This window comes from Winogradskyella sp. (genome assembly GCF_003712105.1).
GTDB lineage: Bacteria > Bacteroidota > Bacteroidia > Flavobacteriales > Flavobacteriaceae > Winogradskyella.
On the sequence record NZ_RHLG01000004.1, the window covers coordinates 242460 to 259423 of the forward strand.

At 34.8% G+C, this 16964-nt stretch carries 14 protein-coding genes; 6 read left to right on the plus strand and 8 right to left on the minus strand.

What is annotated here, in order from left to right; translation table 11 throughout:
* Positions 1 to 6: 6 nt before the first annotated feature.
* From ED556_RS10800 to alaS, 3 genes are all read right to left on the minus strand, one after another.
* Complete coding sequence (locus tag ED556_RS10800; RefSeq protein WP_296323429.1) at positions 7 to 714, minus strand: DUF6498-containing protein; 708 nt, start codon at positions 712 to 714, stop codon at positions 7 to 9.
* Positions 715 to 781: 67 nt separating this feature from the next.
* Positions 782 to 1741, minus strand: coding sequence for a GSCFA domain-containing protein (locus tag ED556_RS10805; protein ID WP_296323433.1), 960 nt, complete (start codon positions 1739 to 1741; stop codon positions 782 to 784).
* Positions 1742 to 4354 (minus strand): alanine--tRNA ligase, encoded by a 2613-nt coding sequence (alaS, locus tag ED556_RS10810; RefSeq protein ID WP_296323437.1) that lies wholly within the window; start codon positions 4352 to 4354, stop codon positions 1742 to 1744.
* 137 nt (positions 4355 to 4491) lie between these two features.
* Here alaS and ED556_RS10815 point away from each other — a divergent pair, with 137 nt between their 5' ends.
* Genes ED556_RS10815 through ED556_RS10835 form a run of 5 tightly spaced genes read left to right on the plus strand, consistent with a single transcriptional unit; the run spans position 4492 to position 7663 of the window.
* Positions 4492 to 5463 carry a M23 family metallopeptidase gene (locus ED556_RS10815; RefSeq protein WP_296323439.1) on the plus strand — a complete coding sequence of 324 codons (972 nt, stop codon included), beginning with the start codon at positions 4492 to 4494 and terminating at the stop codon, positions 5461 to 5463.
* A 3-nt stretch (positions 5464 to 5466) separates the two neighbouring features.
* A complete protein-coding gene (locus ED556_RS10820) occupies positions 5467 to 5796 on the plus strand; it encodes a MerR family transcriptional regulator (RefSeq protein ID WP_296323442.1) in 330 nt (109 codons plus the stop codon).
* A 12-nt stretch (positions 5797 to 5808) separates the two neighbouring features.
* Positions 5809 to 6393, plus strand: a complete 585-nt coding sequence (locus ED556_RS10825; protein ID WP_296323445.1) for a LemA family protein — start codon at positions 5809 to 5811, stop codon at positions 6391 to 6393.
* 9 nt (positions 6394 to 6402) lie between these two features.
* Complete coding sequence (locus ED556_RS10830) at positions 6403 to 6840, plus strand: TPM domain-containing protein (protein WP_296323448.1); 438 nt, start codon at positions 6403 to 6405, stop codon at positions 6838 to 6840.
* A 7-nt stretch (positions 6841 to 6847) separates the two neighbouring features.
* On the plus strand, positions 6848 to 7663 hold the full coding sequence (locus tag ED556_RS10835) for a YgcG family protein (protein WP_296323451.1): 816 nt from the start codon (positions 6848 to 6850) through the stop codon (positions 7661 to 7663).
* A 4-nt stretch (positions 7664 to 7667) separates the two neighbouring features.
* Here ED556_RS10835 and ED556_RS10840 read toward each other — a convergent pair whose 3' ends face one another.
* Together ED556_RS10840 and der are read right to left on the minus strand one after the other, a co-directional pair.
* Positions 7668 to 10085 carry a T9SS type B sorting domain-containing protein gene (locus ED556_RS10840; RefSeq protein ID WP_296323454.1) on the minus strand — a complete coding sequence of 806 codons (2418 nt, stop codon included), beginning with the start codon at positions 10083 to 10085 and terminating at the stop codon, positions 7668 to 7670.
* Positions 10086 to 10100: 15 nt separating this feature from the next.
* Complete coding sequence (gene der / locus ED556_RS10845) at positions 10101 to 11408, minus strand: ribosome biogenesis GTPase Der (protein WP_296323457.1); 1308 nt, start codon at positions 11406 to 11408, stop codon at positions 10101 to 10103.
* 101 nt (positions 11409 to 11509) lie between these two features.
* Between der and ED556_RS10850 the strand changes: the two genes are divergently transcribed.
* The gene (locus ED556_RS10850; RefSeq protein ID WP_296323460.1) at positions 11510 to 12022 is read left to right on the plus strand and encodes a GTP-binding protein; all 513 of its coding nucleotides are present in this window, start codon (positions 11510 to 11512) and stop codon (positions 12020 to 12022) included.
* A gap of 11 nt (positions 12023 to 12033) precedes the next feature.
* On the opposite strand, the gene era is transcribed toward ED556_RS10850, so the two are convergent.
* From era to ED556_RS10865, 3 genes are read right to left on the minus strand one after another with little or no spacing between them, the layout of a single operon-like run.
* Positions 12034 to 12915, minus strand: a complete 882-nt coding sequence (gene era / locus ED556_RS10855) for a GTPase Era (RefSeq protein ID WP_296323463.1) — start codon at positions 12913 to 12915, stop codon at positions 12034 to 12036.
* 21 nt (positions 12916 to 12936) lie between these two features.
* A complete protein-coding gene (locus tag ED556_RS10860; protein ID WP_296323466.1) occupies positions 12937 to 13395 on the minus strand; it encodes an RNA methyltransferase in 459 nt (152 codons plus the stop codon).
* Positions 13396 to 13420: 25 nt separating this feature from the next.
* Complete coding sequence (locus ED556_RS10865; protein WP_296323469.1) at positions 13421 to 16783, minus strand: T9SS type A sorting domain-containing protein; 3363 nt, start codon at positions 16781 to 16783, stop codon at positions 13421 to 13423.
* Positions 16784 to 16964 lie beyond the last annotated feature (181 nt).

Here is a 16964-nt window from a genome sequence, read left to right on the forward strand (position 1 = left end):
TAAAATCTACTCTGAGAAAAGCAATAATTGCTTTCGAATTTCGTCTTTGTCTTCTTCGGTTTCACTCATTTTGTCTACGAGGTAATCTAAAACTCTACTATCTTCTCGTATTGCCACTAAGAAGAAGTCAGTGATAAATCTAAAAATCACTAGTAAAATAGCTGTTATTATGGAAGCTTCTGATAAAATAATGAAAAAGCCACCTAAAATAACAACAAACTGCTGAATCAATATTCTTAAATAAGGCTTAAACATGATCTCTTTACCAGTAAACTTGGTATACTTTTTTGGGACTAGGAAATCGAAATAATACTTCAGTAATTGTCCAATAAATAAAATAAGAAGCATCCAATGCATACCCTCAAAACCTATTGCTATCTGATAATTATCTATTAAGTGAAATGGTTCCATAAACAGTTCTCCATCGCCAGAAAAAGAAAAAATAGAAAACAAAAAAATGGATTGCACCGCAATGAAACCTCCATAATGAGCACAGAAAAAGAGAATTGTACCTATAGAGGATTTTTTTTCATGTGCAGAACATCTATATATTTTAAAACAATTAAATATACCGATAATAATAGTCTCAAAGAAGTACCCAAATAAAACTGTATAAGCCGTAATCTTACCTATTGCAATTAGTAAAATTAAGAACAACAAATTAGCCCAAGCAAAGCTGTTAGTTCTATTAGGTATAAAAACACTCTTTAGCATATAAATAATCTACCTAGTACTAAGACTAGTGGTATTTAAATCTTGATGTTAGTAAATGTAACCCAAATTATTTAGATGAAAAACGTATTGAAGGGATCTCAGATTCTAGCTTGCTTATTTTCTCTTCAAGTTGTTTTTTAAATGCGGTATGTGCTTCAGATGTTGCATTAAAAGGTTTATGTGCTATACTTTTCTGAATTGAATCTACGCTTTCCATAATGGCGAAGTTATTATCAGCAAACCAAACAGAAGTAAACTTCTCCCAAATATAATCTATGGCAACTGCGTTTGGATGAATCATATCTTCCTTAAAGAAACGATAATCTCTTAATTCGTCCATCACTAATTCATAAGATGGAAAATAAAATTGCTTATTTTTAATATTAACCACATCATGAATTGCTGATATCAAGTGAGATTTACTTTGGGTATTTTCAACAAAACCATCTTTAAGATGCCTCACAGGAGAAACCGTAAACAAAAATGTTATGTCTGGATTAATAGTTCTAATCAAACTAATTATAACTTCAAGAGATTGAGTAATTGCATCAACAGACAGCAGCTCTTTTAAAAATTGCTTCTGTGGTATTTTGTGACAATTAGCAACGATACTATCCGTAGAAATATATCTATAAACCCATGCTGTACCTAGAGTGATTACAACATGTGTAGTGTTTTTAATGCATTGATGCGTTGTTGTTATATTAGAATTTAATTCTTCTAATAGTAGCTCTTTTGACGTATTACTTAATCTCGAATGTGCATCAAAACAATGCCAAGCTTCGTTATTATAAAATATGTCGTCTTCTGAATATTGCTTTTCATTTATCACGTTAGTGATAAAATTCTCAATTGCTAATGGATGAAATAATATCCCAAAAGGGTTTACTAGATTTTGAAACTTGAAATAATTAAACTTCTCACCGATATTTTCAGAAAAACATGACCCTAATAATACAACCTTAGAATCATAACTTATAAGGTTATGTTTTTGTCTCTCTAATGGTATATGAGTTTGAAAATTCAACTAGGATATGTATTCTTTTACTTTATTTAAAGCATCATCAATTCCAGCAGGATGTTTTCCGCCTGCTGTCGCAAAAAATGGCTGTCCGCCGCCACCACCTTGGATAAATTTACCCAATTCTCTAACTATATGTCCTGCATTTAAGCCTTTGCTAGCAACAAGCTCTTTAGATATGTAACACGATAAAATAGCTTTTCCATTTGTTTCACTTCCAAATAGTAAAAACAAGTTGTTATACTGACTTCCAAGCTCAAAGCTTAAATCTTTTATTCCACCTGCATCTAAGTCTACTTTTTTAGCCAGAAACTGTATCCCATTTATATCAGAAATTTCAGCTTTAAGCTCATTTTTTAAGTTCTTAGCTTTGTCTTTTAACAGCTGCTCTATCTGCTTCTTAAGTTGGCTATTTTCAGATTGCAAGTTCTTTAATGCTTTAACCGGCTCTTGAGCATTAAGTATGTCTTTCATTTCAAAGAATGCACGATTATTTTCAAAATAAAAATCCTTGACAGCATCATAAGTAATAGCTTCAATACGTCTAATTCCAGATGCTACAGCACTTTCAGATCTAATCTTAAAATGCCATATCTCCGAAGTATTATTTACATGTGTCCCACCACACAATTCTATAGACTGGCCAAATCGAACAGTTCTCACCGTATCACCATATTTTTCACCAAATAGTGCCATTGCACCATCTTGCAAAGCGATATCGACTGGCACATTACGGCTTTCTTGTAATGGTAATTTACCATCAATTCTGGCATTCACAAAATTTTCGACATCTCTCAATTCTTCCACTGTCATCTTAGAAAAATGTGAGAAGTCAAAACGTAAATATTTAGAATGCACTGCAGAACCTTTTTGCTCAACATGCTCTCCTAGAACTTCGCGTAACGCTTGATGCAATAAATGTGTCGCCGTATGATTACATTCAGTTCTGTAACGCTGTTTAGCATCTACTACTGCATTAAATGTTTCATTAAGATGCTTTGGTAAATTCTTTACAAAGTGAATAATAATGTTATTCTCTTTTTTGGTGTCTACAATATAGACTACATCACCATGTGCATCCTGTAAATACCCTTTATCACCAACTTGTCCACCACCTTCTGCATAAAAAGGTGTTAGATTAAATACCAACTGATACATTTCGCCTTCCTTTTTGGAGGTCACCTTTCTGTATCGGGTAATTTTAACCTTAGCTTCTAAATGGTCATAACCTATAAACTCTTGTATATTATCATCAACTAAAACTGTCCAATCCTCAGTAGAAGTCTCACTCGCAGCACGCGAACGGTCTTTTTGTATTTGCAGTTGTTCTTCAAACCCTTTTTTATCTAACTTTAAATTGTTTTCAGAAAGAATCAACGCCGTTAAATCCATCGGGAAACCATAAGTGTCGTACAGCTCAAATACTTTTTCCCCAGACACCGTATCTCCTTTGGTAGAATTTACCACACCATCTAATAGTATTAAGCCTTGTTCTAAGGTTCTTAAAAAAGAGGCTTCTTCTTCTTTAATAACATTTTCTATAAGCTGTTTTTGCGTTTTTAGTTCCGGAAACGCACTACCCATTTTTTTACTTAGAATATCAACTAGGCGATAGATAAAAGGCTCTTTTTGGTTTAAAAACGTAAAACCATATCGTATAGCACGTCTTAAAATTCGACGTATTACATATCCAGCTCCTGTATTACTTGGAAGTTGACCATCCGAAATTGAGAACGCCACTGCTCTAACATGATCGGCAATTACTCTAATAGCAACATCAACTTTTTCATCAGTTTCGTAATCTGAATTAGTTATAGTTTCAATCTCTCGAATAATTGGTGTAAATACATCCGTATCATAGTTAGATTGTACGCCTTGCAGCACCATACATAAACGCTCAAAGCCCATACCTGTGTCGATATGCTTATTTGGTAATATTTCTAAACTACCATTGGCTTTACGGTTGTATTGCATAAAAACAAGATTCCATATTTCTACAACCTGAGGATGATCCATATTTACTAAAGTTTTACCATCTACTTTAGCTTTTTCTGCATCAGATCTTATATCTACATGTATTTCACTACAAGGGCCACATGGACCTTGATCGCCCATTTCCCAGAAGTTATCCTTTTTATTACCTTTTAATATTCGATCTTCAGAAATGTATTTTTTCCAGATATCATAAGCTTCGGTATCCATTTTAAGATTGTCTTTATCATTACTACCTTCAAAGACAGTAACGTAAAGCATATCTTTATTAATACCATAAACTTTGGTAAGAAGCTCCCATGCCCATGCAATAGCCTCTTCTTTAAAATAATCTCCAAAACTCCAATTACCAAGCATCTCAAACAATGTATGATGGTAAGTATCGTATCCAACTTCTTCTAAATCATTGTGCTTACCTGATACTCTAAGACATTTTTGTGTATCGGCAATTCTATTTTTCTTTGGTTGTGAATTGCCTAAAAAGTATTCCTTAAAAGGTGCCATACCAGAGTTAACGAACATCAAGGTTGGGTCGTTTTTTACAACCATAGGTGCAGATGGTACGATTAAGTGTTCTTTAGATTTAAAAAAATCAAGAAATGTTTTTCTGATGTCTTGAGATGTCATCTGTATGTTAATTTTAATACTTAATCTTCAAAATTGGAGTTTATATATATCATAGTCTCACGAATTGCTTCAAACACCAAGTATTTTTATATTTGTATATTGTTCTAATTCGCCACAAAAATAGAACATTTTAACATATGGCTAAAGTAAAATACTATTACGATCCTGATACGCTGTCTTACCGTAAAATTGAGCGTAAAAAACGTATAACCATACTAAATGCTGCGGCGTTTTTATTAGCATCTGCACTTTTTGGTTTTTTTATTTTTTTTACAAGCGGTTATTTTATTGAATCACCAAAAGAGCGCGAGCTGTCTCGGGAGTTGGAAAATATGGAATTGCAATATGAGTTACTTAACAAACGTATGGATGATGCCATTTCTGTTCTAGAAAATATTGAAGAGCGTGACAATGCTATTTACCGTTTGTATTTTGAAGCTAACCCAATTCCCGAAGAACAACGTCGTGCAGGATTTGGCGGCATCAATCGTTACAAAAAGTATGATGGCTTTGATAATTCTGCTCTAATTCGTGAAAGTAACAAACGACTAGATATTTTAGAAAAAGCAATGGTAGTCCAGTCTAAGTCACTTGATGAAATAGCTATATTGGCAAAAAATAAAGAAAAGTTTTTGGAAGCAATTCCGGCGATACAACCTGTTAATAATGAAGATCTAACACGTATGGCCTCTGGTTTTGGTTTTAGAACTGACCCATTCACCAAGGTAAGGAAGTTCCATCACGGCATGGATTTTACAGCACCAAGGGGAACACCAATTTACGCTTCAGGTGATGGTATCGTAAAACGTGCAGATAATAGCTCATCTGGTTTTGGCAAGCACATCCGTATTGATCATGGTTATGGTTATGTGTCACTTTATGCACATTTATATCGGTACAATGTTCGTGTTAATCAACGTGTAAAGCGCGGCGACTTAATTGGATTTGTAGGCAGTACCGGACGCTCTCAAGCACCTCATCTACATTATGAAGTACATAAAGATGGTGTGCGTATTAATCCAATAAATTTCTATTATGGAAATTTATCTCCAGAAGAGTTTAACAAGCTCTTAGAAAAAGCCTCTTTAGAAAATCAATCTTTAGATTAGATTATGCATATCGATTTACCAGAAAAACGTTATTATGGCATCGGAGAAGTTGCCAAGGCATTTAATGTAAATACATCACTAATTCGATTTTGGGAGAAAGAATTTGATATTATAAAACCAAAGAAGAATGCAAAAGGTAACCGCAAGTTTACACCTGAAGATATTAAGCATTTAAAATTTATTTATCATCTTGTTAAGGAAAGAGGTTTTACGCTCGAAGGTGCTAAAACCCATATAAAAGAAGAACGAAAACAAGCTTTAAGTAACTTTGAGATTATAACTAAACTCGAAGGTATTAAGGCAAAACTTATCAAAATAAAATCACAACTTTAAACTATAATCAATATGAAAAAGTGGCTCATACCTTTGTTGTTAATCGCAGCAATTTTAATTTGGGGAATAAGAACTAATAATCATGCTGTCGATTTAGATGAGAAAGTAGGAAAATCTTGGGCAGATGTAGAAAGCAGTTATCAAAGACGAAATGATCTCATTGGTAACTTAGTAAAAACAGTACAAGGTGCTGCTGATTTTGAAAAGAGTACTTTAACTGCAGTAATAGAAGCAAGAGCGAAAGCAACTTCAATTAATATTGATCCAAATAATGTTACGCCAGAGCAACTTGCAAAATTTAATGAAGTTCAAGGTGGTCTTTCTGGTGCTCTAAAAAGTCTTTTAGTAACTGTAGAACGTTATCCAGAATTAAAAGCCAATCAAAATTTCATTGAATTGCAAAGTCAATTAGAAGGAACAGAAAATAGAATAGATGTCGCTAGAACTAGATTTAATAAAGCTGTTGAGCCTTACAATAGTTATATAAGAAAGTTTCCTAGAAGTCTGGTCGCCAATATCGCAGGCTTTGATAAAAAGGCTTACTTTGAGTCTGAAGAAGGTGCAGATGAAGCACCAGATGTCGAGTTTGATTTTTAAGTAATCGCAATGTCCGTAATTGAAAACTTTCTCACCGCTTCTGAAGAAGAAGCCATAGTTGCTGCAATTCGAAAAGCTGAAAAAAACACTTCAGGCGAAATCCGTGTGCACATCGAAAAGAATTGTGACACAGATGCACTAGAGCATGCTATGGAAGTATTTCATTACCTTAAAATGGACAACACTAAAGCACAAAACGGTGTCCTTATTTATGTCGCCGTAGATCAAAGAACATTCGTTATTTATGGTGATAAAGGTATTAATGAAGCTGTTGGTGAAGATTTCTGGAATTCAACAAGAGATGTCATCGCAAATCATTTTAGAGAAGGTGAATTTGCACTTGGTTTAATTGAAGGTATTGAGCTTGCAGGTAAAGAATTATCGCATTATTTCCCATGGATACATGGCGACACCAATGAACTTGACAATAGTATTTCTAAAGGCTAATTAGTACATGAAATTTACATTTAGAAATACATCATTTTTACTTCTATTAATTTCATTTTTAGGGTTTCAGAATGTTGAAGCGCAATATGAGATTCCAGATATTCCGAGTTTTCAAACAAGTGTCTACGATTATGTCAATCTACTTTCTGAGACACAGAAACACAATCTAGAGCAAAAACTAATACGATATTCCGACACCACTTCTACTCAAATTGTGCTTGTAACAATTTCTTCAACAAATGGAGAAAACATCAATTACCTCGGTGCTAATTGGCTTTCTGATTGGGGGATTGGGCAAGCAGAAAAAGATAATGGTGTCTTAATAATATTAGCCAAAAATGATAGACGAATAGGAATAACCACCGGATATGGCGTTGAGCACCTATTAACAGATGCTATGTGTAAACGTATCATTGAACGCGATATTATTCCATATTTTAAGCGTAATGATTATGCTGGTGGCCTCAATCGCGGTGTTGATGCTATCTTTGAAGTTCTACAAGGTGAGTATCAAGGCACAAGACAATCTAGCGGTAGTGGTGAATTTCCTTTTGCAGTCTTTTTTGTGCTATTTATCTTTTTTATTATTCTAATCATTGTCATATCAAAACATAAAGGTGGCGGTGGTGGTGGCGGTAATTATAGAAGAAATGATGGCAGTATTCTTGAGGCTATTATTTTAAGCAATATGGGCCGTGGCAGCTACAGAAGCGGTTCTTCAGGAGGATTTAGCGGAAGCTCTGGAGGAAGTTTTGGCGGAGGATTTGGCGGTGGTTTCGGCGGTGGAATGAGCGGTGGCGGTGGTGCCTCGGGTGGCTGGTAAGCATTTATCGCTTTAGAGCAAAGTGCTTGCTAAACGAACGGCCATCTTGAAAAGTTACGGTAAACCAATAATCATCAGACGGCATTAAATTACCATTGTACATACCATCCCAAAACGGGTTCTCGGCAGATAATTCAGTCAGAAGTTTACCATGGCGGTTAAAAATCTGAACTCTAGAATTCGATAAAAACTCTTCATTAAAGCCATCTACAGTCCAAAAATCATTTGTAGCATCACCATTTGGTGTAAAAAACTTTGGAAACCCTATAACCGGGAATGATTCAGCAACCACACCACAGCCATTTTTATCTCTAACATAAACTGTTCGAATGCCCGAACGGACATTTTCAAAAGTGTTGCTATCCTGATACGGTCCGTTTTCAGAAGTCAATGAAAACTCGTAATCTCCTTCACCAGTTGTATTAACTACAATGTTGTTATTATCAATTGCATCTTCGATATCTACATTAATTTCAGCAATATTCGACGGTAATACAGTAATTGTTCTACGATTTGTACAACCATCTATTTCTGTTACATCTACAAAGTATGCCCCTATTTCATTGACCTGTATCTGGATTGTAGTTTCCCCAGTAGACCAGTTGTACAAAAAGTTATTAGGTGTTCCGTTTACTACACCTGCATCTAAAGTAATTGGAATAGGAAAGGTATCGGTACAATAATATACTGTTTCATCCGGACGCAATTCTAATAGTGGCGAGACCGTTAAAAAAACTTCATTAATAGATAAACAGGTTACACCTAAAGAAACTTTAGCAAATATAGTTTCTGTATTTGGTATGTTATTGGTGTAGTTATTTGGTAATGGATTATTATTAATAGCAGCACCTTCAAAAGAACTAAAATAGGATACTTGAGAAGCAACAGGAAAACCTAATAACACGTCATCATTCAAATCTGACAAATTAAACTCTGCTAAACCATCTTCAACGTCATCATCACAAACCTCTAAACTGTAAGTTTGATCAGTAGGTGGACGCACAGACAATGTTACGGTAGCAACTCTAAAGCAGTTTGTATTGGGGTTAATTACTTGAGCATAGACAATTTGGCCATTAGAGGTATTCTCATAGTTCAACATATTTAGTGGTTGTGTCAAAGCTGCATCTCCATACATAATAACATTATTAACAGAACTACCATTAGAAATAATGCTTGCATAATCATTTAACACAAAAAAAGAAATCCCATCTTCTGAGGGGTCATCGCATTGTTCTATAATTGTATCTACAGCTTCGGGTAGAGGATTGACAGTAACAGTAAACTCTCCATTAAGCGTTTCTGTACAATCTGAAAATCTGCCAACAACATAGAATGTTGTTGTAGTATTTAAAACAATATCATAAGTGTCTCCAATATTTACTTGATTAGTTAAAAGAGAATCATCAAACCATATAATCTCTTCCAAATTACTATCTACTGTGAGATTGAATGTATCGTTATCACAACCAATAAAATCAAAAACTTCAAGAACTGGCATGGTAAGTGTTGTGGCTGCAGATAGACTTATATCTGGATCACCAGGCATACCGCCAAATTCTACGATGTAGCCTTTGGGGTGAAAAGGGTTATTGGGATCTGGATTCCCTGCAGCTGGTAAATCATTCCAGGAACCTAAAAGCCCAATACTAGGATCCGTAATATGCGCATAATCCTCATCTCCATCAAAATTATTGGGTTCGCCTATGTTCCAAAACGAAAAACTAATTGGAAAACCACTAAAATCACCTTGCCAAAATTGTGTTCCTGCTTCTGGACCCGTTACCCATTGCCAAACACCTTCACTACCAGCATCAGACGCTCCAATCCATCCGGCTCCTTTGGCTTGTTCTCCAGTTAATTGGGCTTCCTCCTGTGTGGTTATTGTGGCAAGATATCCCTGCAATCCAAAAAAATCCAAAGATGCGGCTTGGTCTCTTGCTATATTCCATGGTACTCCAATACTTGCAACATAAAAATAATAATGATCAGTCGATGGTAAATAATTAGCATTTCCTAAGTTTATAGAGAAACTTCTATTAGAATTAAAATCGACTTGAGTTGTACTAAATTCTACGTCTAATATTGCGGCTTCATATTCTGTGAAAGTTGCTGGACCTGATAGTTGCAAAATCCCTAAATCTGGAAGCCACATGGGTACAATATTGGGATGCATCTCAGTTAATGTTAATTGGTCAAATCCTTCAGCATAACCAATAGAAATTTGAATTGAAACCAAATCTAGGGTAGTGTCTGTTGCATCAGGATCAACTATGCTTACACTCGTAGCTATTGGTGTAGAACTGCCGCAATAATTTTGATTCCCGACAGCATTAATTTCTGGCGGAGAATCTTGAGCAATAGTTGGCTGTATTACTACTGTACAACAGAGTAAGAAAAAAATAAACTTACATTTTTTCATAGCATTGTAAAAATACTATTTTTTGCGCATGTACACGCTTACTGGCACACCATGAAAATTAAAATGTTCTCTTAGCTTATTTTCTAAAAAACGTTTATAAGGTTCTTTTACATATTGTGGAAGGTTGCAAAAGAATGCAAATTGAGGTTGTGGTGTTGGCAATTGCATAATATACTTAATCTTCACGAACTTACCTTTATATGCTGGTGGCGGATAATTCTCAATTATTGGCAACAACACCTCATTTAAGGTACTCGTCTTAATTCTTTTGGAACGATTTTTATACACCTCAACAGCAGTTTCTATAGCCTTAAATATTCGCTGTTTATTTAAGACAGAAATGAATACGATTGGCACATCTGTAAATGGTTCGATTTGCTTACGAATTAAGGTTTCGAATTGCTTAGCAGTTTTTGTTTCCTTTTCAACTAAATCCCATTTATTCACCAATATCACTATACCTTTTCTATTGCGTTCAGCTAGCCAAAAGATATTTTGCACTTGACCGTCAAAACCACGAGTAGCATCTAACACCAATAAGCAAACATCGCTATGCTCTATGGCTCTTACACTTCGCATTACAGAGTAAAATTCTAAGTCTTCTTTTACTTTTGATTTACGGCGAATCCCAGCAGTATCTACCAAATTAAATTCAAAACCAAAACGATTGTATTTAGTATCTATAGAATCGCGAGTAGTACCAGCTATATCAGTAACTATATATCTGTCTTCTCCAATAAGTGCGTTGATAAAAGAAGATTTACCAGCATTTGGTCTACCAACAACAGCAAAACGCGGCAGTTGCTCTTCAATATTTGTGTCATCTTTTTCTGGTAAAGCTTCTACTAAAGCATCCAATAGATCACCTGTGCCACTACCATTAATACTAGCAATAGTATAATATTCGCCCAACCCCAAAGCATAAAACTCAACAGCATCTTCGGCACGTTTGTTATTGTCTACTTTATTTACGGCAAGAAAAACAGGTTTCTCAACTTTGCGTAATAATCTAGCAACATCTTCATCCATTCCGGTAACACCAGTTTCAACATCTACCATGAAAATTATAGCATCAGCTTCTTCAATAGCGAGTTCTACTTGCTTATCAATTTCAGCTTCAAAAATATCATCACTACCAACAACGTATCCTCCAGTATCAATTAAAGAAAACTCTTTACCATTCCAATCACTTTTTCCGTAATGTCTATCTCTAGTTACGCCACTAACAGCATCAACGATAGCTTCTCGTCGTTGAATTAATCGATTAAAGAATGTGGATTTTCCTACATTAGGACGACCAACTATGGCTACTATATTACTCATAACAAACTAATTTACTCTGCGTTACGTATCCCGTAAGCGGGTGCAAAGATAGCATTATATCTCTAAGAAAATGTTTAATTTAGAACCAGTTACTATTTCTTATGTCTTTACCTAACGAAATTGTTTTAAGACCACGATTCAAATTTGACGTTGAAACTACTAATAAAAAACTATTGTCATGTTTTGAAAAACAAAAGACTCTGCAGTCTGATTTTATAATAACATGTTTAGACGAACACGTTTTTATTCGTTTCCCTAAAAAAGAACAACACTACTGGTCTCCTCAATTACATCTAGAGATTAACCAGAAGGATGAAACTCATGCAACGATTTATGGTTTATTTGGTCCTAATCCAACCATATGGACTATGTTTATGTTTTTTCATTTTATAGTCGCTGGATTATTTATTGCTTTCGGAATCTGGACCTACACAAACATATCCTTAGACAGTCCTTATGCTATACAGCTTTTTTTAACTCTATTTATGATAGTTATTTGGTTTACGCTTTATTTTATAGGTCGAATGGGAAAAGCTAAAGGAAAGCCCGATATGTACAAACTACATAGTTTTATGAGAGATACTATTCGTGCTGAAGGTATTCATTCTGTTTAAGAAAATTATATCTACTTCTGGTTGTAACCAAAACGTTTTAGTTGTTGTTGATTACTTCTCCAATTCTTGTTGACCTTCACATAAAGCTCTAAATGAACTTGTTTGCCAAAAAATGCTTCTAAATCCTTTCGTGCTTCAACACCTACACGCTTTAAAGCAGAACCTTTATGACCAATGATAATACCTTTTTGAGTATCTCTTTCAACCATAATTACAGAGCGAATTCTAATAATATCTTCAGATTCAAAAAACTCCTCAGTATCTACCTCAACAGCATACGGAATCTCCTTTTTGTAATGCATTAGAATCTTTTCTCTTACCGCTTCATTTACAAAAAAGCGTTCAGGTTTATCTGTTAATTGGTCTTTAGGATAAAATGGTGGCGAATCTGGTAGTAACTCAACAATTCTGTCAAATACGTTCTGAACATTAAATCCATTTAATGCAGAAATAGGATAAAACTCGGCATTTGGAACTTTGCTCTGCCATAATTCGGCCTGTGCTTCAAGTTGTTCTTGGTCAGAATTATCGATTTTGTTTAATAATAAAAGAACTGGAATTTTTGAACTAGTGATTTTTTTAAAGAACGTTTCATCTTTTAACGCCTTCTCGCCTATTTCAACCATATATACGAGGACGTCTGCATCCTCAAAAGCAGACTTCACAAAATCCATCATAGATTCTTGCAATTCATAAGCTGGTTTAATAATTCCGGGTGTGTCACTGAGTATCACCTGGAAATCATCACCATTAACAATACCGAGGATCCTATGGCGTGTAGTTTGTGCTTTTGATGTGATGATGGATAGTTTTTCGCCAACAAAAGCATTCATCAATGTAGATTTACCAACATTTGGATTACCAATTATATTTACAAAACCTGCTTTATGCATTCAAAAAATTTTGGTGCAAAGTTACGATCTTGATTTATTAATTCCTCTATCATACATAACTATACTACCTGCAACAGAAACATTAAGACTTAATTGCGACTTAAATTTTACTAAAAAGTGACTTTTTTCAATGGCTTGCTTAGACAAACCATGATCCTCAGCTCCTAACAAATATACGCAACGTCTAGGGTGATGAAAGGTTTCTAAATCTTCGGCTTCAGCTGTAAGTTCAACACCAACTATTCGGGCGCCTTTTGGTATATTCTTAAAAAAATCTTCGAATGTGTCGTAATGAAAGTAGGGCATAGATTTTACGGCATTATGAGTGTCACTTGCCTGCTTGGCATAGCGATTACCGATAGTAAAAATAAAACTTGCTCCAAGATTTTGAGCAGAACGCCAGAGCACACCTAAGTTTTCTGGTGTCTTACCATTTTGTATACCTATACCAAAAAATTCGTTTTTAAAGTTGTCATTCATTCTGAATGCAACTTAATACTAATTTCTAATTCTTTATAATTTTTTTATGAATTACGGAATCATCGATTAATATTTTTAGAATATAAATTCCAGAAACAAGACTGCTTGTGTCTAATTGATAACTATTGTTATCAACTCTTAGTCTATCGATTTCTTTACCATAAAAGTCATAAATAATTACTGAGTAATCATCAAAAGAATTACTTATAAAATTTAATTTTTTTGAGGTAGGATTTGGGTATATTTTCAAATCGATAGCATTCAAAGGAGAATCTATTGATAGTGTAGTGCCATTAACCATTAGGTTGTCAATAATCACTCCTTCTTTAGCAGTTGATGGATTACTGTTAAATCTTGTATCAAAAACAAAACGCATTAAAAATGACGATTGTCCATTCCAAGCTGATAAATCATATGTATAGTTCGTTATTGTGGCATTTGTATCACCAGACCATTGACCACCTTGCCACGCTGATGAGAGGCTCTGCCATTGTTCCTCGGATGAATTATACCAATTACTATCACTTGCCGAACCTAACAACTCCCATGAATTACCATTATCCAGGCTATATTGTATATACAAGGCATGACCTGCAGCAATATCATAAGCCATATCAAACGATAATTCAGGATTTACAACATTAGTTAAATCATAGAATTGAGTATATAAGTAAGACCTTGTATAACTGTCGTGAAACCCATCCAAATTGGTTCCATATACCATAGTCCCTGTTGCAGCAGAATTGAGTAATGTACCGCTTGGCATACCTCTTTCCCACATAGAACCTACTTCACTACTATTAATAGAAATTAAAGCATCAGAGGTGTTTTCAAAAGAATTAATCTCTCCTATTTGACCAAAATCATTTAAAATAAATCTTATTTCTTTTGAATTATTAGACAATTGGTCATCAGACGTTACTGCAACATCAGAATCTAAGGTATAAAATCCACGGATATTAATTGTATTTGTGGAAACATCAATAGATTGACCAGTAGTAAGCGTCGCTGATATATTGCTAGTATTGGGAGATCCATTAAGTGTGTAATTAACAATAGGATTTGAAACAGTATTTTGACCTCGATTTCTAAGGGTAATTTCTGGAGTATATGGAAGAACACCTACTTCACTACTAGGTTTTGAGATAGACTCCAAAATAATATCATCACTAAATACGTATTGCGGTAAATCCGTTTTCCATACGCCTCTTCCGTAGGTTCCAGCAATTAATTCTTCGCCTCTAATATCGATACTTAAGTCCCTTACTATAGCTCCCGGCATACCGGACTGAAATACCTCCCAAGTACCGCCAATATCGTCATATCTATAAACTCCAAAATCGGTACCGAGATATAAAGGATTATCTGGATGATTTGGTTGTAACTCCAAGACTCTCAAAGGTAAATTACCCGCTAGGTTAGAATTGATATTCGTAAAATTCTGACCTCCATCTATACTTCGGTAAATACCACCAGAATTTAGATTACTAGTAATGACATATACTATATCTGGATTAGTATGATGTATTGAAATACCTTCAACAAATCCTGTGATAGAATTATTAACAGACGTAAAATTAGCACCGCCATCGTCACTTCTAAATAGTTCTACTCCAGTATTAGCGTAAATAATATCATCATTTGAAGGCGCAATTTCCATTGCATAAACTAAGCTCGGAAATAGAAACAAGTTAGACCAGGACTCATTAACTCTTTTTGCAAGAAATATATTTGCAACAAACACTTCTCCTATGGAATTAACAGCTATAGGCGTTTCAAAAACACCTGAACCATTACCAAATAAATCACGTGTAGTTTGCCCTGAATCTTCAGTTCTAAAATAAGCAGCTCCCGTTTGAAATAATCCATGCATACGGTTAGGGTTTACGGGATCAATTGCGTTTGATGTACCATCAGACCAATGCCAATTGCGCCATACCTTACCATCATAGGCATAACCGCCATTATCTTGAAGACCAGCTACAATATGATCTGTATCGACAGGTGATGCATTAATTTCGTAAACCTCACTATTAACAATACCTGGCGTAATATCTTCAAAACTTAAACCATTGTCATTACTTCTATAAATTCCACCATCACTAGCAACAAAAATTACACCATTATAAAATCGAATTTGATGTATATCAGCATGTGTGTAAGTAGGTTGGTAATCCTTATCCCACTCATTGACCCTGGAGAAATCTATGCCTTGGTCTAACGATTTCCATAAATTTAGACAACCAGTGTATATGATATTAGAGTCACTTGGATCAACAGCAATATCCAGATCAAAAAAAGCTTGGCTGCTTTCTAATAAATTATTCATGGTATTATCTTGTCGTGAAAAACTTTGACCAGAATCAGTTGATATATAAATTCCATGAAATAGAGACCCAGAATCAGCAATAATTGCGTAAACATTATTCGGAGCATCTGGAGAGACATCAATCATTATTCTTTGTATAAAGGTAGTTGGAAGCCCTGACGTTGTTTCGGTCCATGTATCACCAGAATTCGTACTTACATAAAATGTATCTCTGGTATTAAAATAAACTGTAGACCAGTCTCCTGGTTTAACCTTTAAATTTTGCCCAAACCCACTTTGGGTATTTGACCAAGTTAAGCCACCGTTTACCGATTTAAGAAAACCTGAGTTACCAGCAGCATATATCTGTGTGTTGTCATTAGGATTAATATATATATCACATATAAATCCATTATCATTAGAACCAGTGGTCAATTTTGTCCATGTAGAGCCTCCATTTTCAGATTTGTAAATACCATCCTGACCAGAGAATGTAGATCCATCATCATCTCCAGTCCCGACATAAACAATCATTGGGTTTACTGGATCTATTGCTATTGCCGATACTCCTAGATTAGGCATATTATCGGTCATTGGATTCCATGTAGCACCCGCATCTGTGCTTTTCCAAGCACCACCACCTGGAGTACCAATCCAGTATTCATTTGCATCATGAGGACTAATTACAATAGTATTAACTCGACCTTGTCCGCTCATCCTATTCTGAGTATCTTCATAACTAAATGGACCTAAAGTTTCCCATTGTGCTAAATCGGTATTATTTGCTTGCCGTTGAAGAAAAAATGATTCAGATAGATTATTAATTTCAGCATTGGTTAATAGTTGTCCATCAGGTTTAACATAATTTCTCGCAAAAGACTGCCATCTTAAAAATTGTTTGTAGCCACTTCCTTTTTCATTTATATCTATGTTGGAGAAATAATTATGTCCCGCATCAACGAAATCCTGATACGATGGCTCATTAGATATTTGATAAGCTTCTTGCATCCAAGGCAAATTCTGAGCAAATAAAAAAGATGCCCCTAAAATCAAGAAAAGGGAGTTGATTAATAGCTTCATAGTTGTTAAGTTTTGTCAGAAATTTTCTAACATGTTTATGTTTAAATATAACTTGTTTTAGAAAGAAAATGTCAAATTATGTTGTTTTTAAGATCAAAATACCCATTAATGGGTATAAAATCACCCCTAATTTTCTACTGTTGTGAGTACGCTGAGAAAGAAATAGATTACATCGTAATTG

What these genes read in the sequence shown, in the direction of transcription:
- ED556_RS10815 (WP_296323439.1), top strand. Translation starts at nt 4,492, where the DNA reads ATGGCTAAAGTAAAATACTATTACGATCCTGATACGCTGTCTTACCGT.
- ED556_RS10830 (WP_296323448.1), top strand. Translation starts at nt 6,403, where the DNA reads ATGTCCGTAATTGAAAACTTTCTCACCGCTTCTGAAGAAGAAGCCATA.
- alaS (WP_296323437.1), bottom strand. Translation starts at nt 4,354, where the DNA reads ATGACATCTCAAGACATCAGAAAAACATTTCTTGATTTTTTTAAATCT.
- ED556_RS10840 (WP_296323454.1), bottom strand. Translation starts at nt 10,085, where the DNA reads ATGAAAAAATGTAAGTTTATTTTTTTCTTACTCTGTTGTACAGTAGTA.
- era (WP_296323463.1), bottom strand. Translation starts at nt 12,915, where the DNA reads ATGCATAAAGCAGGTTTTGTAAATATAATTGGTAATCCAAATGTTGGT.
- der (WP_296323457.1), bottom strand. Translation starts at nt 11,408, where the DNA reads ATGAGTAATATAGTAGCCATAGTTGGTCGTCCTAATGTAGGAAAATCC.
- ED556_RS10800 (WP_296323429.1), bottom strand. Translation starts at nt 714, where the DNA reads ATGCTAAAGAGTGTTTTTATACCTAATAGAACTAACAGCTTTGCTTGG.
- ED556_RS10820 (WP_296323442.1), top strand. Translation starts at nt 5,467, where the DNA reads ATGCATATCGATTTACCAGAAAAACGTTATTATGGCATCGGAGAAGTT.
- ED556_RS10865 (WP_296323469.1), bottom strand. Translation starts at nt 16,783, where the DNA reads ATGAAGCTATTAATCAACTCCCTTTTCTTGATTTTAGGGGCATCTTTT.
- ED556_RS10835 (WP_296323451.1), top strand. Translation starts at nt 6,848, where the DNA reads ATGAAATTTACATTTAGAAATACATCATTTTTACTTCTATTAATTTCA.
- ED556_RS10860 (WP_296323466.1), bottom strand. Translation starts at nt 13,395, where the DNA reads ATGAATGACAACTTTAAAAACGAATTTTTTGGTATAGGTATACAAAAT.
- ED556_RS10825 (WP_296323445.1), top strand. Translation starts at nt 5,809, where the DNA reads ATGAAAAAGTGGCTCATACCTTTGTTGTTAATCGCAGCAATTTTAATT.
- ED556_RS10850 (WP_296323460.1), top strand. Translation starts at nt 11,510, where the DNA reads ATGTCTTTACCTAACGAAATTGTTTTAAGACCACGATTCAAATTTGAC.